Genomic DNA, 20,905 nt, shown 5'->3' on the forward strand with positions numbered 1-20,905 from the left:
GACCGGCGCGAGCGGCACACGTTCCCGGGGTACGAGCGGTTCCACGCGTGTGACGCACACGACAACCGGGTCGAGTTGCTCGCCCCGTAACCCCGGGGGGCATTGCCGCGTTAGGGGGGCACGACCGGCCGAGGGCGACCCCCCGAGCGAAGCGGGGGGAGCTCCTCCCGAGGGGGCGCCCACGGCCGGCCGGCAAGTAAAGATACAGCCGGGGGTATCCGTACGGCCCCAGGTTAGCACCCGGATGCGCCGCCTCAGCGCAGCCTGAACTGAAGGAGAGTGATGGAGCTCCAGAACGGCGACATGACGCCGGTCCTGAACCGCGTCAAGCGCGCCCAGGGTCAGCTCGCCGGCGTCCTGAGGATGCTGGAGGACGGGCGCGACCTCGAGAGCGTGGTCAACCAGCTCAAGGCGGTCACCCGCGCGCTGGACCGCGCGGGGTTCGCGCTGGTCGCCACCGAGCTCCGCCGCAACGTCAGCGACGGCGGCGTGACCGACGACGAGCTGGCGCAGATCGAGAAGTATTTCCTGTCCCTGGGCTGATCCCCTGGGCTGATCCCTGGGGCTGACCGAAGGCCGCTACCGGACGAGCGCGAGGGTGCCCAGGTCACGGACGGCCGCGCACGAGCGGGCCACCATGGTCGCGAACATCCGGTCGCCGCGCTCGGTGCGCGTGCCGTAGGCGCACCCGAACACCGAGATCAGCGGGCCCTGGAGCATCGCGAAGCGGTAGTCGTCCCAACACTCCTCCAGGGAGTACGACGTCACGCCGTGCCCGACGAGCGCGGCGTGGTACGCCGCCACGAGGTCCCGCTCGGTCGCGCGCCGGGTCCCGGGGCCGAGGCTGGTCCCCACGAAGAAGGACAGGTCGCGGGCAGGCAGCCCCACCGACAGCGTCTGCCAGTCGAGGGCCGCGACTCCGCCGCCCGGGGCGAACATCATGTTGTCGAGGCGGTAGTCGCCGTGGACCAGGCCGAAGCGCTCGGTGCGCGCGAGCGCCCACCTCTCGATGACGTCCACGGCCGCCCGGAGCGTGTCCCGGTCCTCGGGGGAGACCAGCTCGCCGAGACCCTCGATGAAGGTCTCGGTCGCCGGCGCCAGGAGCTCGGAGAGCAGCGCCGCCTCCTCGGGGGTGCTCAGCGCGAACCCGTCGGTGTCCAGCAGGCTCGGGTCGCACCAGCGCGGCCCGTGCAGCCCGGCCAGGTTGACCACGGCGTCGCGGGCCTGGTCGGGGGTGCAGCCCGCGAGCTGCTCCCCGGGCTCGGCCGGCGCGAGGTCCTCCAGGAGCAGGGTGAAGTCCCCGGTGACGGGGGAGCCGACGGCGAGCGAGCAGGCCGGCACGCGGATCGCGACGGTGTCCGCGATCTCGGCGTAGAAGCGGACCTCGCTGTAGTAGGTCCCGGCCACCATCGCGCGGTACGCCGGGTCGGCGGCGGGCAGCTTCGCCAGCAGGGTCTCGCCCCCGTCCAGCGTGAGCCGGTGGCAGACGGCCATCTGGCCGGTGCCGACGGGCGTCGAGGTCACGGTCGAGACCGGTCGGCCGAGCGCCTCGGAGAGCCACGCGGGGGTGATCTCCTCGATCGTGGGCGCGATCGTCGTCGTGGGCATCTGAGGAGCTCCGTCCGAGGACTCGGGGGCAGGCGTGTGGGTCGGGCGCCCGGAGCATGGTCGCCGTGTCGCGCCGGACGCTAGCAGCCGGACTTGACACGTGTCAGTGGACAGCGATGTTACTGGTCGGTAATAATGGCGCCATGAGTCAGGTCCTCGCCCTCTGGAAGAAGGCCGGCGCGCTGCCGGTCGTCGGCACCCGCGTCTTCTCGTTCGCCTTCGGCCAGCAGGCGCCGTACTTCGCCACCATCCGCCCGCGGTTCACCGAGCTGCGCCCGAACCACGCCGAGCTCGTGATCCCCAAGCGGCGCCGGGTGCACAACCACCTCGGCACCGTGCACGCGATCGCGCTGTGCAACGGGCTCGAGGCGGCGATGGGCGCGCTCGCCGAGGTCACCATCCCGGCGGACAAGCGGTGGATCCCCAAGGGGATGGAGGTCAGCTACACCGCGAAGGCCACCAGCGACATCACCTGCATCGCCGAGACCGACGCCGAGCAGTGGGCCTCCGACGACCCCGATCTCCCCGTGCGCGTGCGCGGCGTCCGCGACGACGGCACGGTGGTGATCGAGGGCGTCATCCGGCTCTGGGTGACGCCGAAGAAGACGAAGGCCTGACGTCGCTCAGAGGGTTCCGCCGCCCACCACGGGCACCGCGAGCGGCTTGCGCTCGCCGACGAACTTCTTCTGCACCCAGGTCGCGAGCGCGGTGAGGACGAGGTTCGCGGCGATGTAGAGGACGGCGATCACGACCGCGGCCTGCACCTGGTTCTGGAACTCGGTGTAGATCTGCTTGCCTACGAACGTGAGGCCCGGGGCGCCGATCGCGATGCCGAGGCTGGTGTCCTTGAGTGCGACGACGAGCTGGCTGATCAGCGCCGGCAGCATGATCTTCACGGCCTGCGGCAGCAGGATGCTGGTCATCACCTGGGTCTTGCGCATGCCGAGGGCGTACGCCGCCTCCGCCTGCCCGCGGGGCACGGCGAGGATGCCGGCCCGGAAGACCTCGGCCAGCACGGACCCGTTGTAGAGCGTCAGGGCGATCACGACGCTCCAGTAGGCGCCGATCCCGTCGCCGACGCCGTAGGCGAAGTAGATGAAGTAGATCATCAGCAGCACCGGCACGGCCCGGAAGAACTCCACGACGAGCCAGCAGGGCCACCGCAGCCAGGCGTGCTCGGAGAGCTTGCCGATGCCGAAGAGGATGCCGAACGCCACGGCCATCACGATCGAGACGGCGGCCATCTGCAGCGTCTTGAGCAGGCCGTCGACGAGCAGCACGCGGACGAACTTCGGCGTGAGGAACGGCTCCCACAAGCGGTACTCGAGCTGCCCGCGGTCGTAGAAGCGGAACACGATGAAGGCGGCCAGGGCGAGGACGGCGAGGACGCCGAGGACGGAGTAGATCCGGTGCCGCGCGCGGGTGCGGGGGCCGGGTGCGTCGAACAGCACGGAGGGCGCGCTCATCGGGCCGCCGCGAATCGTCGTTCGAACCGGTTGGCGCCGAACGAGATCACCTCGACGATGAGGACGTAGCCGAGGGCGAAGATCACGAACACGAGGACCATGTCGTCGGCGTTGCGGTTGATGAAGAACTTCATCCGCGCCGTGGCCTCGAGCATGCCGAACGCCGCCGCGACCGAGGTGTTCTTCGCGAGAGCGATCTGCACGCTGGCCAGCGGCGGCACCGCGGCGCGCAGCGCCTGGGGCAGGATCACCTGGCGCATCGAGCCTGCGAACGTCAGCCCGATCGCGCGGGCGGCCTCCGCCTGGCCCAACGGCACCGCGTTGATGCCGGACCGCAGCGCCTCGCAGACGAAGGCCGAGGTGTAGAGCGTCAGCGCGAGGCAGGAGCGGAAGAAGTAGCCGGAGACGTGGTACCCGCCGATGTCGAGCTGCTCCACCGAGTTGAAGGTGTAGCCGAGGCGGGGGCCCACCGTGGCGAAGAAGATGAACACCACGACGAGCGGGGTGTTGCGCGCGACGGTCACGTAGACCGCCGCGAGCCGCCGCAGCAGCGACACCGGCCCCACCCGGAGCGCGGCGAGGAAGATGCCGAGCAGCAGCGAGAGGACGCCCGAGACGACGAGGAGGCCGAGGGTCAGGCCGAACGCCTTGAGGAACAGGTCGTAGTTCTCCCAGATGTCCTGCACGTCGCCCTCACCTCCTCGTCGTCATCGGTACGTCGTCGTCTTCTCGGTCGCTCAGGCGGCCGGGCACTCGTCGAGCGCCGGGGGCTCCGGGGTCTCCGCGCCGGACTTGCCGAGCGTCGACTCGAAGGCCGCGGCCCAGTCGCCGTTCTCGATGGACTCCTCGATGACGCCGTTGATCCACTCGCACATCTCGGGGTTCTCCTTCGGGTAGCCCACGCCGATGCGCTCCTCGGAGAACTCCTCACCCACGACCTCGAGCTCGTCGGGGTTCAGGGCGGCGTACCCGAGCAGGATCGAGCCGTCGGTCGTCATCGCGTCGACCGTGCCGTCGAGCACCTGGTCGCGGCACTCGGAGTAGGTCTCGAAGCCGCGCGGCTTGGCGCCCTCGGCCTCGACGTTCTCGAGCGAGGTCGACCCGGTCACCGAGCAGACCTCCTTGCCCTTGAGGTCCTCGACCCCGGTGATGTCGCTGCCCTTCTTCACCAGCAGCTGCTGGCCGGTGACCATGTACGGGCCGGTCTGGCCCACGACCTGCTGGCGCTCGGGAGTCATGGAGTACGACGCCAGCACCAGGTCGACCTCGCCGGACTGGAGGAACGGCTCGCGGTTGTCGGAGATGGTCATCTTGTAGTCGACGGCCGAGGTGTCCTCGGGGTCGATGCCGAGGTCGGCGACCAGGAGCTTGGCGATCTCGACGTCGAAGCCGCTGGGCAGCTCGTCGGTGGCGCCCTTGAAGCCGAGCCCGGGCTGGTCGTACTTCACGCCCACCGTGATCTTGCCGGCCTCGGCGAGCTCGGCCATCTTCGAGCCCTCCTCGAACTTGCCCTCCTCGACCTCCTCCGCCTCGACGTCGGAGCCCTCGTCGTCACTGCCGGCGTCGCCGCACGCGGCGAGGCTGCCCGCGAGCAGCAGGGCTGCCGTGGCGGCCTTGAACCTGGTCGGAATGCGCATGTGCTGGTCTCCTTGCTCGTGGATCAGTGCAGGATCAGTGCTTGAGGATCTTGCCGAGGAACTCCTTGGCCCGATCGCTCCGGGGGTTGGTGAAGAACTCGTCGGGGGTGTTCTCCTCGACGATGGCGCCGTCGGACATGAAGACGACCCGGTCGGCGGCCGTGCGGGCGAAGCCCATCTCGTGCGTGACCACGACCATGGTCATGCCCCGCTTCGCGAGGTCGACCATCACCTCGAGGACCTCCGAGATCATCTCGGGGTCCAGCGCCGAGGTGGGCTCGTCGAAGAGCATCACCTTGGGCTCCATGGCCAGGGCCCGGGCGATCGCCACCCGCTGCTGCTGGCCGCCGGAGAGCTGGGCGGGGTACTTCTGGGCCTGGTGGTCGACCCCGACGCGCTCCAGCAGCTCCATGGCCCGCTTCTCGGCGTCGGCCTTGGACTCCTTGCGCACCTTGATCGGGCCCAGCGTGACGTTCTCGAGGATCGTCTTGTGGGCGAAGAGGTTGAAGCTCTGGAAGACCATGCCGACGTCGGCGCGCAGCTCGGCCAGCTGCTTGCCCTCCTGGGGGAGCGGCCGGCCGTCGAGGCTGATCGTGCCCTTGTCGATCGTCTCCAGGCGGTTGATCGCGCGGCACAGGGTGGACTTGCCGGACCCCGAGGGCCCGATCACGACCACGACCTCGCCGCGGGCGATCGAGAGGTTGATGTCCTGCAGCACGTGCAGCTGCCCGAACCACTTGTCCACGTGGTCGAGCACGACGAGGGGCTCGCCCCGGCCGGCCGAGACCGGCGTGGACTCCTGTGCGGTCATGGTCGGGGACCCTAGTCGCAGCTGCTCCACGGGGGCCACCGCCGCCCGTGGCTCGACCCAATAGTGATCAGCCCGTGACCTACGCCCGGGACCGGGACGCCAGGACCAGCGCGACCGCTGCCGCGGCCACCAGCGCGCCGGTACGACGTCCGCCGGGCCCGCTGGCGCGGGAGGCCGAGAACGCGTTCCGGGCCTGCGAGGAGAGCACGGAGCCGGCGCTCTGGGAGGACAGGACCGAGGCGAAGGACATCGCCGAGCCGACGCTGAAGGCGGACGCGAAGGAGCCGACGCTGCCGACGGACGCCGCGGAGCCGACGCTGCCGATCGAGAGGACGGACCCGTCGGACCACAGGCACAGCACGGAGTCGCGGGAGCCGATCGACCAGCGGGAGGGCATGAGGCCAGCCTGGCACGGATTCCCCGCGACGGCGCGGCCCGCCGTACCCTCGGGGGGTCATGTCTGCAGCCACGATCGCCCCGCGCACCTACGAGGTCCGCACCTACGGGTGCCAGATGAACGTCCACGACTCCGAGCGGCTCACCGGCCTGCTGGAGGACGCGGGGTACGCCGCGGCGCCCGCCGGCGAGCAGGCCGACGTCGTCGTCCTGAACACCTGCGCGGTGCGCGAGAACGCCGACAACAAGCTGTACGGCAACCTCGGGCACCTCGCGCCGATCAAGGCCGCGCGGCCCGGGATGCAGATCGCCGTCGGCGGCTGTCTGGCGCAGAAGGACCGCACCACGATCACCCAGCGCGCGCCCTGGGTCGACGTCGTCTTCGGCACCCACAACATCGGCTCGCTGCCGGTGCTGCTCGAGCGCGCCCGCGTGCAGGAGGAGGCGCAGGTCGAGATCCTCGAGTCGCTCGCCGTCTTCCCCTCGACGCTGCCGACCAAGCGCGAGTCGGCGTACGCCGCGTGGGTCTCGGTCTCGGTCGGGTGCAACAACACCTGCACGTTCTGCATCGTCCCCGCGCTGCGCGGCAAGGAGCGGGACCGCCGCCCCGGCGACGTCCTGGCCGAGGTGCGCGCGCTGGTCGACGAGGGCGTCACCGAGGTGACGCTGCTGGGCCAGAACGTCAACGCGTACGGCGTGGAGTTCGGCGACCGGCAGGCCTTCTCCAAGCTGCTGCGTGCCTGCGGCGACATCGAGGGGCTGGAGCGGGTGCGGTTCACCTCGCCGCACCCCGCGGAGTTCACCGACGACGTCATCGAGGCGATGGCCGAGACCCACAACGTGATGCCGTCGCTGCACATGCCGCTGCAGTCGGGCTCGGACCGGGTGCTGCGCGCGATGCGCCGGTCCTACCGGTCCTCGAAGTACCTCGGCATCATCGAGCGGGTCCGCGCCGCCTTGCCGGACGCCGCGATCACCACCGACATCATCGTGGGCTTCCCGGGCGAGACCGAGGAGGACTTCCTCGAGACGCTGCGGGTGGTGCGCGAGTCGCGGTTCGCCAGCGCCTTCACGTTCCAGTACTCCAAGCGGCCGGGCACCCCCGCTGCCACGCTGCCCGACCAGGTCCCGCCGGACGTGGTCAAGGACCGGTACGGCCGGCTGGTCGAGGTCGTCGACCAGGTCGCCTGGGACGAGGGCAAGCTGCTCGTCGGGCGCACCGTCGAGCTGATGGTCGCCGAGGGGGAGGGGCGCAAGGACGCCGCCACCCTCCGCCTCTCCGGCCGGGCCCGCGACAACCGGCTGGTGCACTTCGCCGCGCCCGGTCCCGAGCTCGGCACCCCGCGCCCCGGTGACATGGTCACCGTCGAGGTCACCTACGCCGCGCCGCACCACCTGGTCGCCGACCGGGTGCACGCGGTCCGCCGTACCCGCTCCGGCGACGCGTGGGAGGCCCGGCACGCGGCCCCCGCCGCGCCGGTCGGCGTCACGCTCGGCATGCCGACCCTCGGCGTACCCGCCCCGCTGCCGGACGCGCCCGCCTGCCGCTGAGGCTTCGCCGTCCCCGGGACGTCATACGCGGTGGTCGCTATGGCCGCCGTGTCGGATGACGTCCGGCGGGACGTCATACGGGCGGGTCGCTATCGCCGCCAGCTCGTATGACGTCCCGGCGGCGGCGGCCGGCTCAGACGTCCGGCGGCGCGTCGTACGGCTTCTCGGCGGAGCGCGGGTTCTTGCTCGGGTAGCCGGCCTTGGAGCCCGGGTCGACGGGGTTGGTCTCGACGCCGCCGCGGGCCTGCTCGGGCGCGGCCTCCTCGTCGGGGCCGGCGTCGTCGGAGTCCGGGGCCGTGCGGACGTCGCGGATGCCGTCGGTGGCCTCCTGGCCGGGGCCGGCGTGGCCGACCCGCTCGCTGCTCACGCCCATCCCGCCGGCGGCCCGGTCGGGGCCGGTGGAGCCGGGGGTGGAGTCGCGGACGTCGGTGGGCTCCTCGTGGCTCATCAGGCGTTCCCCTCCTCGCTGCTGCCGGTGTCCTTGCGGCCGGCCTCCTCGACGGAGGCGTCGGTGGCCTCGGTCGAGGTGTCCTCGCCCTCCTGGATCTCGTCCGGGGCGGCGTCCTCGTCGACCGCGGGGTTCGCGGCGGTCGACAGGTCGGCGGGCAGCGCCTCGCCGGACTCGGGAAGCGCGTCCGCCCCGCCGGGGTTGGGCTCGCGGGGCTCGATCTCGGGCTCGGGCATGGGGCCGAGGTCAGTCTCGTCGGGCACCGGTTCTCCTCTGGGGCTTTAGAATCCGAAGGTCGTGTAAGCCTGCGCGGTACCCGTCCGGAGCGCCTCCAACACGACGCGCTCGTGGGGGACCACCGGCTCGGGCAGGTCGTCGAGCGGGCACCACCGCAGGTCGGCGCACTTGGCGGGCTCCACGATCCGGGGCTCGCCGGTCCAGCTGCGGGCGGTGAAGAAGAAGTCGATCCGCTCGTCGATCGGCTCGCCCCCGCGGGTGCGCTGCATCGCGGTGACGAACGCCAGGTCGAGGTCGCGGACGTCGATCTCCTCGAGCGCCTCGCGCCGCGCCGCGTCGTACGCCGTCTCGCCCTGCTCGACGTGGCCGGCGGCGGCCGCGGCCCAGTGGTCGTCCATGTAGCCCGTGCCCTGCCGCAGCTGCAGCAGCACCTCGGGGCCGGTGGCGCCGTCGCGGGGACTGTCGCGGAGCAGGAAGACGTACGCCGCGGGGACGACGACGAAGCGGCCGTGGGTCACGCGTCGTCGTCCTCGACCGGCTCCTCGTCGTGCGGGGTGGACTCGGGCTCGCCGGTCGGTGCGTAGGCGGTGCCGGTGGCGTCGGAGACCTGCTCGCGCTCCCCGGCCTCGTACTCCTCCGGGTCCGGCTCGGCCGGGGGCAGCACGTCCTCGGCCACGTCCTCGGTGGGCTTCTCGATCGGTACGTCGGTCACGGCGTCTCCTCTCGGGTTCTGTCCTCAGTGGGACGGCTGGTCGAGCGAGGTCTCGGCGTTCTCCTCCTGCGCGTCACGCCCGGAGGCGTCCTGCTGCAGGTCGGGGTCGCCCGTCACGGGCGGGATGTCGTGGGAGTCGTCGCGCTTGGTCACGCGGTCGACCTCGGGGCCGGGCTCCTTGGCGCCCTCGATCGGCGCCATGGGGGCGTCGGCCTGGTCCTCGCGCAGCGGAGACCGCGGCGGCGGAGGGGTCTCGCGGCCGTCGTGCTGGTCCGGCTCGGTCATGGTGTTCTCCTCCTGGTCGTGGCTCCCGTACCCCCGCCCGCCACACTAGCCACATGCCCAGGCCGCCCCTCGCCCCGCCGATCGTGGCGGTCGTCGGGGCCACCGCCTCGGGCAAGACCGCGCTCTCCCTCGACCTCGCGGAGCGGCTGGGCGGCGAGGTCGTCAACACCGACGCGATGCAGGTCTACCGCGGCATGGACGTCGGGACCGCGAAGCTCCCGCCCGCCGAGCGGCGCGGGATCCCGCACCACCTGCTCGACACCCTCACCGTGCGCGACACCGCGACGGTGGCGGAGTTCCAGCGCTGGGCGCGCGACGTCGTCGCCGAGCTGCGGGCGCGCGGGCTGCCGCCGGTGCTGGTCGGCGGCTCGGCGCTGTACACCCGCGCGGTGCTGGACCGCTTCGAGTTCCCGGGCACCGACGAGGCCCTGCGCGCGCGCCTGGAGCAGGAGCTGGCCGAGGTCGGCCCCGCCGCGATGCACGAGCGGCTGCGGGCGGTGGACGCCGACGCCGCGGATCGGATCCTGGTGGAGAACGGCCGTCGCGTCGTGCGCGCGCTCGAGGTCGTCGAGCTCACCGGTCGGCCGTACTCCGCCTCCCTGCCGCGGCTGGAGTACGTCGACCCCGCGACCGTCCAGGTCGGCGTGGACATCGACCGGCCCACCCTCGACGCGCGGATCGAGCAGCGGGTCGCGGCGATGTTCGCCGGCGGGCTGGTGGAGGAGGTCGAGCGGCTGCTCGACGAGGGGCTCGCCGAGGGGCGCACCGCCTCGCGCGCGATCGGCTACCGCGAGGCGGCGGCGTACCTCCGTGGCGAGCTCGGCCTCGACGAGGCGCGGGAGCGGACGGTGATCGCCACGCGGCGGTTCGCGCGGCGCCAGGACTCGTGGTTCCGCAAGGACCCCCGGATCGTGTGGGTCCGCCACGACGACCCCGACCGGGTCGAGCAGGCGCTGGCCGCGGTCGCCGCCGTCGCCGCAGGAGGGCCGGAGGCGTGAGGACGAGGACCGTCGAGCAGCTGGTCGCGGACGCCGGGGGGACCGGCCGCCCGATGGTGATCGGTGTCCGCACCCCTGACGGGACGCGGTACTGGTCCCGGGGACCGCTGCCCGACGGCGCGGCGTCGCTGTTCGAGATCGGCTCGGTGACCAAGACCGTCACGGCGACGCTGCTCGCGCTGCTGGCCCGCGAGGGCACGGTGGCGTACGACGACCCGGCCGCGGCGTACCTGCCTGCGGCGCCGCCGGTCGTCGGTCGGCCGATCACCCTGGCCGACCTGGCCACCCACCACTCCGGCCTGCCGCGGCTGCCCTCCGGGCTGCTGCTGGCGGGGCTGACCCGCGACCGCCGGGACCCGTACGCCCGGCTCGACGAGGAGCGGCTGGCGCAGGCGGTCCGCGAGACCACGCCGACGCGGCCGCCCGGGGAGAAGCTCGCCTACTCCAACCTGGGCGCCGGGCTGCTCGGGCTCGCGCTGGCTCGCGCCGCCGGGACGTCGTACGCCGGGCTGGTGGCGGCGCGTGTGACCGGCCCGCTCGGCCTGGTCGACACCGCGGTGACGACGCCGCCGGGTGCGGAGCACCGGCTCGTCCCCGGCCACGGCTTCTGGGGGCGGGAGACCGGGCGGTGGGACATGGCCGCGCTGGCCGGCGCGGGCGGCCTCTGCTCGACCGCCGCCGACGTCCTCGACCTGCTCGCCCTGCACGCGCCGGGCGCCACCGGGTCGCTCGCCGAGGCCGCGCGCGAGACCGCCGTGCCGCGCCACCCGGTCGGGTCGGGACTGTCGATCGGGCTCGCCTGGCTGGTGCTGGCCGGCGGCGCGGGGCCCGCCCGCTTCCGGCTTCCCCACGACGTCCTCTGGCACGACGGCGGCACCGGCGGCTACCGCTCCTTCGCCGCCGTCGTCCCCGCCACCGGCGCCTCGGTGGTCGTCCTCTCCGCCCAGGCCCGCGGCGTCACCGGCCTCGGCCTCCAACTGGTCCGCGCCCTGACCTGTGGATGACCCCGCCGAGTCGGCGCACATGTGCGCCGACTCGGCGAGGTTGTCCACAGGGAGCGAGCAAGAACGGTCGGGCGCGGTGGGGGCGGCCGGGTCGAGACTGGGGGCGTGAGCGAGACGGGTGCCGGGCGGGACCGGCTGCGGGAGCTGCTGGACGCCGTCCTCGACGAGGAGCACCGCAGCCTGGAGGACATGGCCCGCGGCGCCCACTCCTCGCCGTACCACTTCAGCCGCCAGCTCTCCCGCGGCGCCGGCGAGCCGCCGGTGGCGATGCGGCGCCGGGTGATGCTCGAGCGGGCGGCGTGGCAGCTGCGCCGCGGCGCGACGGTGACCGACACGGCGTTCGCGGCCGGCTACGAGTCGGTCGAGGGGTTCGCCCGCGCCTTCGCCCGTGCGTACGGCCACCCGCCCAGCGCAGCCCGCCCCGACGGAGACGGCCGCACCGGCCACTGGCTGCCCGCGCCCAACGGCATCCACTTCCACCCGCCCACCTCGCTGTGGGTCCACGCCCAGGAGCAGACCGTGAACCCCTTCGTCGACCACCTGGTCCGGCACGACCTCGACGACACCGCGTACCTCGTCGACCTCGCCAAGCAGCTCGGGGACGACGACTTCCGCGCCGTGCGCCGGCCCGGGACGCTTGTGACCGAGTGGGACGGCGCCGAGGAGTCGGTGGCCGCGGTGCTTGAGCACCACGTCTGGACCAAGGAGGTCTGGCTCGCGGCGGTCGAGGGCGCCGACCTCCCCGACCGCGGCGGTGACGACCCCGCCGCGCTCACGGCCCGGCATTTCGACGTCGCCCCGCGCTGGCTGGCCGCCGTGCGCGACGTCGAGCGGCGCGGCGCCTGGGACGACCGGATCGTCGACGCGCTCTGCGACCCGCCGGAGAGCTTCCCGCTCGGCGGGATCCTCGCCCACGTCCTGACGTACGCCGCCCACCGGCGCCAGCTCGTCCGCCAGCTGCTCCGGGAGGCCGGCCTCGCCGTCGACCAGGGCGACCCGCTGATGTGGCTGCGCCGCGAGGCAGGGGGCGAGCGGTGACCACGACGTACTACGTGGCGACCACGCTCGACGGGTTCATCGCCGACGAGCACGACTCCCTGGACTGGCTGCTCTCCCAGGAGCAGGACGAGGACGGCGCGCTGGGGTACGACGCGTTCCTCCGCGGGATCGGCGCGATCGCGATGGGCGCGACGACGTACTGCTGGGTGCGCGACCACCTCGCCGAGTCGGGGGAGTCGTGGCCCTACGACCTGCCCTGCTGGGTCTTCACGCACCGCGACCTCGAGCCCGTGGGCGAGCGGATCACCTTCACCTCCGACCCGGTCCCGACCGTGCACGCCGCGATGGTCCGGGCCGCAGGCGACCAGGGCGTCTGGGTGGTCGGCGGCGGCGACCTGGCGGGCCAGCACGCCGACGCCGGGCTGCTCGACGAGGTCGTCGTCCACGTCGCGCCGGTGACCCTCGGCGCCGGCCGCCCGCTGCTCCCGCGCCCCCTCGACCTCCGGCTCGTCGAGCACGGTCGCAACGGCGCGTTCGCCTGCGCCCGATATGAGGTGGTGGGCCGCCGCTGACGGGGTACGTTCAGGTCCTTCGACCGCTCGTCTCGGGAGGAACCATGACCACCAGACGCATCTCCGCCGTCCTCGTCGCGCTCGCGATGCCCGCCGCGATGCTGGCGGCCGCACCACTCGGCGAGGCGGCTCCCGCGCCCGCCGCCGGACCCGCGGCACCCGGCGCCGCGCCGAAGGCCCCCGCCAAGGTCCCCACCGCCACGGGGTACGGCGGCGCGGTCTCCACCGTCGACCCGTACGCCACCCGCGTCGGGCTGCGCGTGCTCAAGCGCGGCGGCAACGCCGTCGACGCGGCCGTCGCGACCGCGGCGGCGCTGGGCGTCACGGAGCCGTACAGCGCCGGCATCGGCGGCGGTGGCTACTTCCTGGTCTACGACGCGAAGTCGGGCAAGGTCCGCAGCATCGACGGCCGCGAGACCGCCCCGAAGGACATCCCCCGCGACGCGTTCATCGACCCCGCGACCGGCGAGCCGTACCCGTTCACCCCCGACCTGGTGACCAGCGGCGTCTCCGTCGGCACCCCGGGCACCCCCGCGACCTGGCAGAAGGCGCTGGACCGCTGGGGCACCTGGTCGCTCGCGGAGAGCCTGGCGCCCGCCACCCGGCTGGCCCGCAAGGGGTTCCGCGTCGACGACACCTTCCGGCAGCAGACCCTCGACAACGAGGAGCGGTTCACGGCGTTCACCTCGACCCGCAAGCTGTTCTGGCGGGGCGGCGACGCGCCGCGCGTCGGGTCGACGTTCCGCAACCCCGACCTGGCCCGCACCTACGAGCTGCTCGCCGAGCGCGGCCTCCGCCCGTTCTACGACGGCGCCCTCGCCCGCGAGATCGTGCGCACCGCGCGGAAGCCCCCGAAGACCAAGAACACCGACCTGCCCGTCCCGCGCGGCTACCTGCGCACCTCCGACCTCGCCCGCTACGAGGTCCGGATGCAGAAGCCGACCCGGGTCCGCTACCGCGGCCACGAGGTCTTCGGCATGCGGCCCTCCTCCAGCGGCGGCTCGACGGTCGGGGAGGCGCTGAACATCCTCAAGCGCTTCGACCTCGCCGGCATGTCGCGCACCGACGCGCTGCACCACTACCTCGAGGCCAGCGCGCTCGCGTTCGCCGACCGGGGCAAGTACGTCGGCGACCCGGCGTACACCGACGTCCCGCTGAAGCGGCTGCTCGACCCCGAGTACGGCGCGGAGCGGGCCTGCCTGCTCGACCCGGCGCAGGCGATGGCCAAGCCCACCGCGGCCGGCGACGTCCGGTCCTACGACGGGGAGTGCGACGGCGCGCCGCGGACGGCGGAGCCGGCCGAGGACACCGAGAACATCTCGACCACCAACCTCACGGTCGCCGACCGGTGGGGCAACGTCGTCGAGTACACGCTGACCATCGAGCAGACCGGCGGGTCGGGCATCGTCGTGCCGGGCCGCGGGTTCCTGCTCAACAACGAGCTCACCGACTTCAGCACGGTCTGGGAGAAGAGCGACCCCAACCGGATCCAGCCCGGCAAGCGGCCGCGCTCCTCGATGGCGCCGACGATCGTGCTCAAGGGCGGCAAGCCGTACCTCGCGGTCGGCTCGCCCGGCGGCTCCACGATCATCACCACCGTCCTGCAGCTGCTGGTCGGCCGGATCGACCTCGGTCTCGGGCTGCCGCAGGCCCTCGCGATGCCGCGCGCCGCGCAGCGCAACACCGCCAACGTGACCGCGGAGCCGGCGTTCATCGAGCAGTACGGCGCGGCCCTCGAGGCGCTCGGCCACACGCTGGTGCCCGCGGGCGACGCGCTCACCAGCGCCGCCCAGATCGGGGCGGCGACCGGCATCGAGCTGCGTCCCGGCGGCCGGATGATCGCGGTCTCCGAGCCGGAGCGGCGCGGCGGCGGCTCGGCCGCGGTGGTGCGCCCGCGCAAGTGACGCCTGGACAGGCCGGGCCGGGGGTCGGCGCCGCGACGTACCGTGGTGCGGTGCCGACCCCCGCTCCCGCCTCGACGTCCCGCGCGTCCGGGTGGGTCGAGATCACCACGCCCGACGAGCTCGTCGGCGTCCTCGGCGTGCCCTCGGACCGCGCGCGCGACAAGGTCCGGACGGCGCTGCTCCCGGTCGACCGTGACTGGCTCGCGGCCTCGCCGTTCTGCGTGCTGGCCACCGCGTCGGCGACCGGCGCGTGCGATGCGTCCCCGAAGGGCGACCCGCCGGGGTCGCTGGTGCACGTGCTCGACGACCGCACGATCGCGCTGGCCGAGCGGCCCGGCAACCGTCGTGCCGACGGCTACCGCAACATCCTCGAGAACCCCCGGGTCGGGCTGAACTTCCTGATCCCCGGCCGCGGCGACACGCTGCGCGTCAACGGCCGCGCGCGGCTGGTCTCCGACGCGCCGTTCTTCGACGAGCTGGCCGTCAAGGGGCACCGGCCGCTGCTCGCGGTGGTCGTCGAGATCGACGAGATCTTCTTCCACTGCGCGAAGGCGTTCCTCCGGTCGGCGCTCTGGCAGCCCGAGACCTGGGACCCGGAGGCGAGGGTCCCGCGGCGTGCGGTCATCGCCCGGGAGGTCGAGCCGACCGGGATGACCGTCGAGCAGCTCGACGACTACTACGCGCCGGAGAACTACGGGAAGAGCCTCTATGCCTGACGCGGGCTACCCCTTCCTCAAGGGGCACGGCACCGAGAACGACTTCGTGCTGCTGCCCGACCACGACGGCACCGTGCACGGCGCGCTCGACCCGGCGCGGGTCCGCGCGCTGTGCGACCGGCGGGCCGGGATCGGCGGCGACGGCGTGCTGCGCGTCGTCCGCACCGCGGCGTACGACGAGGCCGCGGCGCTGGTGCCCGAGGGCGCGGCGGAGTGGTTCATGGACTACCGCAACGCCGACGGCTCGGCGTCGGAGATGTGCGGCAACGGCATCCGGGTCTTCGCCCGGCACCTGGTCGACGAGGGGCTGGTCGACGCCGCGGCACCCATCGCGATCGGCACCCGCGACGGGGTGAAGGTCCTGCACGTCGACGCCGACTCCGGCCTGGTGACCGCCGACATGGGCGTGCCGCGGGTCCTCGGCGACACCTCGGTGACCGTCGACGGGTCGAGTTGGGCCGCCCTTCACGTCGACATGGGCAATCCTCACGCGGTCGCGTTCGTGGGGTCGCTCGACGACGCCGGCACGCTGCTCGAGCCGCCTGGCCACGACCCCGCGGTCTACCCGCACGGTGTGAACGTCGAGCTGGTCGCCGCTCGCGGTGAGCGGCACGTCGCGATGCGCGTCCACGAGCGCGGCTCCGGTGAGACCCGCTCCTGCGGCACCGGCGCCTGCGCGGTGATGGTCGCCGCCGCCCTGCGCGACGGCGCCGCCGGCGACGGCCCACCCGCCGCCGACCTCGCCTACCGCGTCGACGTCCCCGGCGGCACCCTCACCGTCACCTGGACCGCCGCCGGCCGGGTGCTCCTCACCGGCCCCGCCGTCATCGTCGCCCGGGGCACCACCTCCCTCTGACCGCGCTTTCTTCGGTCGAGTCGGCGTGAGTTGCCTGCCGAGCCGGCGTGAGTTGCCGGGGACGATTCACCGGTCGACCGGTGAATCGTCCGCTTGACCGACGGAGCTTCATCGGTCAAGCGGCAGGTTCGTCGGTCCAGTACGCCGGCCCGCGCGGCCGGCCTATGTCCGCGCGGCGGCCGCGCCCCGCCGCCCGCGCGGACACAAGCGCCGACTCGGCGACCCCGAGACCCCGCGACCCCGCGACCCGGTCTGCGTTGCCGGCGTACGACCACGAGCGGAGCGGACCGAGGGGTCCCGCTACCCTCCGGTGCATGGACATCAAGGGAGCCAGTGCCATCGTCACGGGCGGGGCGTCGGGCATCGGCGCGGCCGCTGCCCGCCAGCTCGCCGCTCGCGGCGCCGTCGTGGTCGTCGCCGACCTGCAGGCCGACAAGGGCGAGGCGCTCGCCGAGGAGATCGGCGGCGTCTTCGCGCAGGTCGACGTGACCCAGACCGACCAGATCGCCGCCGCCGTCAAGGCCGCCGCCGAGATCGCCCCGCTGCGGGCGGTCGTGAACTCCGCCGGCATCGGCTGGGCCTCGCGCACCATCGGCCGCGACGGCCAGGTCGAGTCGGCGCACTCGCTGGAGGCCTTCACCAAGGTGATCGCGATCAACCTGATCGGCACCTTCGACATGGTCCGCCAGGCGGCGACCGTGATGAGCACCCTGGACCCGACCGAGAGCGGCGAGCGCGGCGCGATCGTCAACCTCGCCAGCGTCGCGGCGTTCGACGGCCAGATCGGCCAGGCGGCGTACTCCGCCTCCAAGGGCGGCGTCGTCGGCATGACCCTCCCCGTCGCGCGCGACCTCTCCGCCGCCGGCATCCGCCTCAACACCGTCGCGCCCGGCCTGATCGAGACCCCGATCTACGGCGAGGGCCCGGAGTCCGAGGCGTTCAAGGCCAAGCTCGGGGAGAGCGTGCTGTTCCCCAAGCGCCTCGGCACCCCCGACGAGCTGGCCTCGATGGTCCTCGAGTGCCTCACCAACTCCTACATGAACGCCGAGACGATCCGCGTCGACGGCGGCATCCGGATGCCCCCGAAGTAGCCGGCGGCTACCCCGCCGAGCGGCCCATGCGCGCCAGCAGGGCGCGCTCGCGCGGGGCGTCGTCGGGGACGGGTACGGCGGGCGCGCAGACGCCGTCGAGGTACAGGTTGTCGCCGAACCCCTCGAGCGCGGTCTCGATCGTGTCCAGCTCCGCGTCGGTGAAGCCGGCGTCCTGGCCGAGCCCGCGGGCGAGGTCCCAGCGGTGCACCAGCATGTCGAAGCCGTAGAAGTCGGCGAGGGTCGCCGCGACCGACGTGCGGCCGAAGTGGCCGTCGTACTCCGTCTCGACGAAGTCGCGGTCCTCGGCGGCCCGGCGTACGGCGGCGAGGTGCGCGCCCCAGGCCCGGGCGGGATCGAGGTCGAGGTCGGGGGCGGGACCGAGGCCGGCGCCGCGCTGCTCGAGGAAGTTGCGCTGCGTCTCGACGACGTGCCGCAGCACGTCGCGTGAGGTCCAGCCGGCGCAGGGACTGGCGCCGTCCCAGGTGCCACCGGCGTCGACGACGGAGGTGAAGCGGGCGGCGTTGGCGTGGAAGCCGGACAGGCGGTCGTGGTTGCTCATGCCGCCATCGTGGCCCGGCCACGGGTGGCGGTTCTTGCAAGAATCCGACACATGGCGCGCCCCACGGACCCGACCGAGCGTGCCCACCTGCGCGACCAGGACGGCTGGAGCCCGCCGATCTTCCGGTACGCGCCGGCCCCGGCGCTCGCCGACGTCGTACGCCGCTACTGGATGCCGGTCTGGTCGCTGCCGCCCGGCGCGACGACCGTGCAGCGGGTGCTGCAGTACCCGGTCTGCCTAGTCGTGGTGGCGCGCGACTACGCGCTGCTCGTCGGCCCGCAGCGGGGGCTGTCGGTGCAGGAGCTGGCCGGGGAGGGCTGGGCCCTCGGCACCATGTTCCAACCCGCCGCCGGGCGGGCGCTCGCCGGCGGGCCCGTGGACCGGCTCACCGACGCGACGGTCCCGCTGGAGCAGGCGGCGGGCCTCGACGGAGCGGCGCTGGCGCACGCCGTGCGGGACGCGGTCGGTGACGGTCCGCTGGACCCGGCCCGGCGGCAGGCGGCGGTCGACGTGGTCGAGGACGCGCTGACCGCGCTGCTTCCCGTCGACGAGGAGGGCCTGCTCGTGAACGCCGTCGTCGAGCACGTCGAGGGCGATCCGCGGGTCCAGCGGGTCAGTCAGGTGTGCGAGAAGTTCAGGCTCTCCGAGCGCACCCTGCAGCGGCTCACCCGTCACCGGCTGGGCCTGACCCCGAAGTGGCTCGTTCAGCGGCGCCGCCTCCACGAGGCCGCCGAGCTGCTGCGGTCGGGGGAGCCCCGCGACCTCGCGCGAGTCGCCGTCGAGCTCGGGTACGCCGACCAGGCCCACTTCTCCCGCGACTTCCGCACCGCGACCGGACTCACCCCCGGTCAGTTCGCGGCCGAGCCGCCCCCCACCTAGGACGATCCCGCCGAGAGCCCGCTGACGTCGACGACCAGGTCGGCGCGGGCGGCGGCGGCGGAGACCAGGCGGGCGTTGGGCTCGTCGACGCGCGCGACCCACTCCCGGGCGGCGGCGGGGGACTTGCCGAAGGCCACATGCCGGGCGACCAGCCGCGCGCGGCGTACGTCGTCGTCGAGGTGCAGGTGCCAGACGACGTCGACCTCGGCGCGGACCGCGCGCCACCGCGGCTCGTCGAGCAGCAGGTAGTTGCCCTCGGTCACCACCGTCCCGTCGGGAGGTACGGCGAGCGCCCCGGCCAGCGGCTGCTCCAGCCCCCGCTCGAACGCCGGCGCGACGACGTCCGGCTCGCGCGCCCGGACCCGCCGCAGCAGGACGGCGTACCCCTCGGCGTCGAAGGTCTCCGGCGCGCCCTTGCGGTCCTGCAGCCCGCGCCGGACGAGCTCGACGTCGGCGTAGTGGAAGCCGTCCATGGGTACTACCGGCAGGCCGAGCGCCGCCGCCGCGGTGGACTTGCCGACCCCCGGCGGGCCGGTGATCCCGAGCAGACGTACGTCGCGCGGGACCGGCGGCAGCAGCACGGGCATAGTTAACTCCTCGCGCGTGTTCACCGAGGGACCTACCCTGGAAGGCGTATGACGAACGCATCTGACTTCACCCTCGACCCCGAGCTCGACGAGACCTCCGCCTGGGAGGACGCCGACAGCTTCGACGACAGCGAGCCCGACGACCCGGACTCCACCGAGCCCGAGCCCGACCTCTCCGCGCCGGACCCCGAGGAGGTCGACCCCACCACGGGTCAGATGGACCTCGTCGAGCGCCACCAGCTGCGCCGCGTCGCGAGCCTGCGCACCGAGCTCGAGGACGTCACCGAGGTCGAGTACCGCCAGCTCCGGCTGGAGCGCGTCGTCCTCGTCGGCGTCTGGACCGGTGGCACCGTCCAGGACGCCGAGAACTCCATGGCCGAGCTCGCCCTGCTCGCCGAGACCGCCGGCTCGGAGGTGCTCGACGCGATCTACCAGCGCCGGATGTCGCCCGACCCCGCGACGTACATCGGGCGGGGCAAGGTCGAGGGCCTCAAGGAGATCGTCGCCGCGACCGGCGCGGACACCGTGATCTGCGACGGCGAGCTCGCCCCGAGCCAGCTGCGCAACCTCGAGGACCGGCTCAAGGTCAAGGTCGTCGACCGCACCGCGCTGATCCTGGACATCTTCGCCCAGCACGCGAAGTCCAAGGAGGGCCAGGCGCAGGTCGAGCTGGCGCAGCTGAACTACCTCAAGCAGCGGCTGCGCGGCTGGGGCGGCAACCTGTCCCGCCAGGTCGGCGGTCGCGCCGCCGGCGGTGTCGGCATCGGTGGCCGTGGCCCCGGTGAGACCAAGATCGAGACCGACCGCCGCCGGATCAAGACCCGGATCGCCAAGCTCCGCCGCGAGCTGCGCGAGATGAAGGGCACCCGCGACACCAAGCGGTCCGAGCGCAAGCGCAACCAGATCCCTGCCGTCGCGATCGCGGGCTACACCAACGCCGGCAAGTCCTCGCTGCTCAACCGGTTCACGAGTGCCGGGGTGCTGGTCGAGGACTCGCTGTTCGCGACCCTCGACCCGACGACGCGGCGCACGACCACCCACGACGGGCGCATCTACACGATGAGCGACACCGTCGGCTTCGTGCGGCACCTGCCGCACCAGCTGGTGGAGGCGTTCCGCTCCACGCTGGAGGAGGTCGCGGACGCCGACCTGATCCTGCACGTCGTCGACGGCTCGCACGCCGACCCCGAGGGCCAGATCGCCGCCGTCCGCGAGGTGTTCGCCGAGATCGGCGCCAGCCAGGTGCCGGAGATCATCGTCATCAACAAGGCCGACGCGGCCGACCCGCTCGTGATCGGCCGGCTGCAGCAGCGCGAGCCGCACAGCGTGGTCGTCTCCGCGCGCACCGGCGAGGGCATCGCCGAGGCGCTCGCGTTCGTCGAGGACGAGCTGCCCCGGCCGGACGTCGAGTTCCATGCGCTGCTGCCCTACGAGCGGGGCGACCTGCTCAACCGGATCCACCAGCACGGCGAGATCGCCACCCTCGAGCACACCGGCGAGGGCACGGTCGTCCGCGGGCGAGCCAACGAGAGCCTCGCCGGCGAGCTCGCGGCGTACGCCGTCACGCCGTCCTGACCTGTCCCTGAGGG

At 73.3% G+C, this 20,905-nt stretch carries 26 protein-coding genes; 13 read left to right on the top strand and 13 right to left on the bottom strand.

Annotated features, from left to right (window positions below):
• Positions 1 to 282 precede the first annotated feature (282 nt).
• Positions 283 to 543, top strand: a complete 261-nt coding sequence (locus H4O22_RS04150; protein ID WP_182525804.1) for a metal-sensitive transcriptional regulator — start codon at positions 283 to 285, stop codon at positions 541 to 543.
• 36 nt (positions 544 to 579) lie between these two features.
• On the opposite strand, the gene H4O22_RS04155 is transcribed toward H4O22_RS04150, so the two are convergent.
• The gene (locus H4O22_RS04155; RefSeq protein WP_182525805.1) at positions 580 to 1,608 is read right to left on the bottom strand and encodes a phosphotransferase family protein; all 1,029 of its coding nucleotides are present in this window, start codon (positions 1,606 to 1,608) and stop codon (positions 580 to 582) included.
• 143 nt (positions 1,609 to 1,751) lie between these two features.
• Here H4O22_RS04155 and H4O22_RS04160 point away from each other — a divergent pair, with 143 nt between their 5' ends.
• Positions 1,752 to 2,225: a hotdog fold domain-containing protein gene (locus H4O22_RS04160; protein ID WP_182525806.1), complete on the top strand. Its 474-nt coding sequence runs from the start codon at positions 1,752 to 1,754 to the stop codon at positions 2,223 to 2,225.
• A gap of 6 nt (positions 2,226 to 2,231) precedes the next feature.
• On the opposite strand, the gene H4O22_RS04165 is transcribed toward H4O22_RS04160, so the two are convergent.
• From H4O22_RS04165 to H4O22_RS04185, 5 genes are all read right to left on the bottom strand, one after another.
• Positions 2,232 to 3,074 carry an amino acid ABC transporter permease gene (locus tag H4O22_RS04165; RefSeq protein WP_182525807.1) on the bottom strand — a complete coding sequence of 281 codons (843 nt, stop codon included), beginning with the start codon at positions 3,072 to 3,074 and terminating at the stop codon, positions 2,232 to 2,234.
• Positions 3,071 to 3,760 carry an amino acid ABC transporter permease gene (locus H4O22_RS04170; RefSeq protein WP_182525808.1) on the bottom strand — a complete coding sequence of 230 codons (690 nt, stop codon included), beginning with the start codon at positions 3,758 to 3,760 and terminating at the stop codon, positions 3,071 to 3,073. The genes H4O22_RS04165 and H4O22_RS04170 overlap by 4 nt, the downstream gene beginning before the upstream one ends.
• Before the next feature lie 51 nt (positions 3,761 to 3,811).
• Positions 3,812 to 4,711 carry a glutamate ABC transporter substrate-binding protein gene (locus H4O22_RS04175; RefSeq protein WP_182525809.1) on the bottom strand — a complete coding sequence of 300 codons (900 nt, stop codon included), beginning with the start codon at positions 4,709 to 4,711 and terminating at the stop codon, positions 3,812 to 3,814.
• A gap of 34 nt (positions 4,712 to 4,745) precedes the next feature.
• Entirely contained in the window at positions 4,746 to 5,522 is a 777-nt protein-coding gene (locus tag H4O22_RS04180; protein ID WP_182525810.1) for an amino acid ABC transporter ATP-binding protein, read from the bottom strand.
• A 79-nt stretch (positions 5,523 to 5,601) separates the two neighbouring features.
• Complete coding sequence (locus H4O22_RS04185) at positions 5,602 to 5,919, bottom strand: hypothetical protein (protein ID WP_182525811.1); 318 nt, start codon at positions 5,917 to 5,919, stop codon at positions 5,602 to 5,604.
• A gap of 59 nt (positions 5,920 to 5,978) precedes the next feature.
• Between H4O22_RS04185 and miaB the strand changes: the two genes are divergently transcribed.
• Positions 5,979 to 7,469 carry a tRNA (N6-isopentenyl adenosine(37)-C2)-methylthiotransferase MiaB gene (gene miaB, locus H4O22_RS04190; protein ID WP_182525812.1) on the top strand — a complete coding sequence of 497 codons (1,491 nt, stop codon included), beginning with the start codon at positions 5,979 to 5,981 and terminating at the stop codon, positions 7,467 to 7,469.
• 133 nt (positions 7,470 to 7,602) lie between these two features.
• Here miaB and H4O22_RS04195 read toward each other — a convergent pair whose 3' ends face one another.
• The 5 genes from H4O22_RS04195 to H4O22_RS04215 are packed head-to-tail and all read right to left on the bottom strand — an operon-like array spanning position 7,603 to position 9,151.
• Complete coding sequence (locus H4O22_RS04195; RefSeq protein WP_182525813.1) at positions 7,603 to 7,917, bottom strand: hypothetical protein; 315 nt, start codon at positions 7,915 to 7,917, stop codon at positions 7,603 to 7,605.
• Positions 7,917 to 8,180: a hypothetical protein gene (locus H4O22_RS04200; protein ID WP_182525814.1), complete on the bottom strand. Its 264-nt coding sequence runs from the start codon at positions 8,178 to 8,180 to the stop codon at positions 7,917 to 7,919. Before H4O22_RS04200 ends, H4O22_RS04195 begins: the two co-directional genes overlap by 1 nt.
• 18 nt (positions 8,181 to 8,198) lie before the next feature.
• Positions 8,199 to 8,672 (bottom strand): NUDIX hydrolase, encoded by a 474-nt coding sequence (locus tag H4O22_RS04205; RefSeq protein WP_182525815.1) that lies wholly within the window; start codon positions 8,670 to 8,672, stop codon positions 8,199 to 8,201.
• On the bottom strand, positions 8,669 to 8,866 hold the full coding sequence (locus tag H4O22_RS04210) for a hypothetical protein (RefSeq protein WP_182525816.1): 198 nt from the start codon (positions 8,864 to 8,866) through the stop codon (positions 8,669 to 8,671). The genes H4O22_RS04205 and H4O22_RS04210 overlap by 4 nt, the downstream gene beginning before the upstream one ends.
• Before the next feature lie 24 nt (positions 8,867 to 8,890).
• Positions 8,891 to 9,151 (bottom strand): hypothetical protein, encoded by a 261-nt coding sequence (locus tag H4O22_RS04215; RefSeq protein WP_182525817.1) that lies wholly within the window; start codon positions 9,149 to 9,151, stop codon positions 8,891 to 8,893.
• 53 nt (positions 9,152 to 9,204) lie between these two features.
• On the opposite strand from H4O22_RS04215, the gene miaA reads away from it, so the two are divergent.
• The 8 genes from miaA (at position 9,205) to H4O22_RS04255 (ending at position 17,291) form a co-directional block, all read left to right on the top strand.
• A complete protein-coding gene (miaA, locus tag H4O22_RS04220; protein ID WP_182525818.1) occupies positions 9,205 to 10,149 on the top strand; it encodes a tRNA (adenosine(37)-N6)-dimethylallyltransferase MiaA in 945 nt (314 codons plus the stop codon).
• Entirely contained in the window at positions 10,146 to 11,153 is a 1,008-nt protein-coding gene (locus H4O22_RS04225; protein ID WP_182525819.1) for a serine hydrolase domain-containing protein, read from the top strand. Before miaA ends, H4O22_RS04225 begins: the two co-directional genes overlap by 4 nt.
• A gap of 105 nt (positions 11,154 to 11,258) precedes the next feature.
• The gene (locus tag H4O22_RS04230) at positions 11,259 to 12,191 is read left to right on the top strand and encodes a helix-turn-helix domain-containing protein (RefSeq protein WP_244963098.1); all 933 of its coding nucleotides are present in this window, start codon (positions 11,259 to 11,261) and stop codon (positions 12,189 to 12,191) included.
• Positions 12,188 to 12,724 (top strand): dihydrofolate reductase family protein, encoded by a 537-nt coding sequence (locus H4O22_RS04235; RefSeq protein ID WP_182525820.1) that lies wholly within the window; start codon positions 12,188 to 12,190, stop codon positions 12,722 to 12,724. The genes H4O22_RS04230 and H4O22_RS04235 overlap by 4 nt, the downstream gene beginning before the upstream one ends.
• 44 nt (positions 12,725 to 12,768) lie before the next feature.
• On the top strand, positions 12,769 to 14,628 hold the full coding sequence (gene ggt / locus H4O22_RS04240) for a gamma-glutamyltransferase (protein ID WP_220451283.1): 1,860 nt from the start codon (positions 12,769 to 12,771) through the stop codon (positions 14,626 to 14,628).
• 50 nt (positions 14,629 to 14,678) lie between these two features.
• Positions 14,679 to 15,344 carry a pyridoxamine 5'-phosphate oxidase family protein gene (locus H4O22_RS04245; RefSeq protein WP_182525821.1) on the top strand — a complete coding sequence of 222 codons (666 nt, stop codon included), beginning with the start codon at positions 14,679 to 14,681 and terminating at the stop codon, positions 15,342 to 15,344.
• On the top strand, positions 15,337 to 16,200 hold the full coding sequence (dapF, locus tag H4O22_RS04250) for a diaminopimelate epimerase (protein ID WP_182525822.1): 864 nt from the start codon (positions 15,337 to 15,339) through the stop codon (positions 16,198 to 16,200). Before H4O22_RS04245 ends, dapF begins: the two co-directional genes overlap by 8 nt.
• A gap of 314 nt (positions 16,201 to 16,514) precedes the next feature.
• A complete protein-coding gene (locus tag H4O22_RS04255) occupies positions 16,515 to 17,291 on the top strand; it encodes an SDR family NAD(P)-dependent oxidoreductase (RefSeq protein WP_182525823.1) in 777 nt (258 codons plus the stop codon).
• A 7-nt stretch (positions 17,292 to 17,298) separates the two neighbouring features.
• On the opposite strand, the gene H4O22_RS04260 is transcribed toward H4O22_RS04255, so the two are convergent.
• On the bottom strand, positions 17,299 to 17,850 hold the full coding sequence (locus H4O22_RS04260; RefSeq protein WP_182525824.1) for a maleylpyruvate isomerase family mycothiol-dependent enzyme: 552 nt from the start codon (positions 17,848 to 17,850) through the stop codon (positions 17,299 to 17,301).
• Between the two features lie 51 nt (positions 17,851 to 17,901).
• Here H4O22_RS04260 and H4O22_RS04265 point away from each other — a divergent pair, with 51 nt between their 5' ends.
• Positions 17,902 to 18,729 carry an AraC family transcriptional regulator gene (locus H4O22_RS04265; protein ID WP_182525825.1) on the top strand — a complete coding sequence of 276 codons (828 nt, stop codon included), beginning with the start codon at positions 17,902 to 17,904 and terminating at the stop codon, positions 18,727 to 18,729.
• Here H4O22_RS04265 and H4O22_RS04270 read toward each other — a convergent pair.
• Positions 18,726 to 19,316, bottom strand: a complete 591-nt coding sequence (locus H4O22_RS04270; protein WP_182525826.1) for a nucleoside/nucleotide kinase family protein — start codon at positions 19,314 to 19,316, stop codon at positions 18,726 to 18,728. The two genes, H4O22_RS04265 and H4O22_RS04270, sit on opposite strands and share 4 nt — an antisense overlap.
• Before the next feature lie 48 nt (positions 19,317 to 19,364).
• On the opposite strand from H4O22_RS04270, the gene hflX reads away from it, so the two are divergent.
• Entirely contained in the window at positions 19,365 to 20,891 is a 1,527-nt protein-coding gene (hflX, locus tag H4O22_RS04275; RefSeq protein WP_182525827.1) for a GTPase HflX, read from the top strand.
• The last annotated feature ends 14 nt before the right edge of the window (positions 20,892 to 20,905 follow it).

This window comes from Nocardioides dongkuii, from assembly GCF_014127485.1.
GTDB classification, from domain to species: Bacteria; Actinomycetota; Actinomycetes; order Propionibacteriales; family Nocardioidaceae; genus Nocardioides; species Nocardioides dongkuii.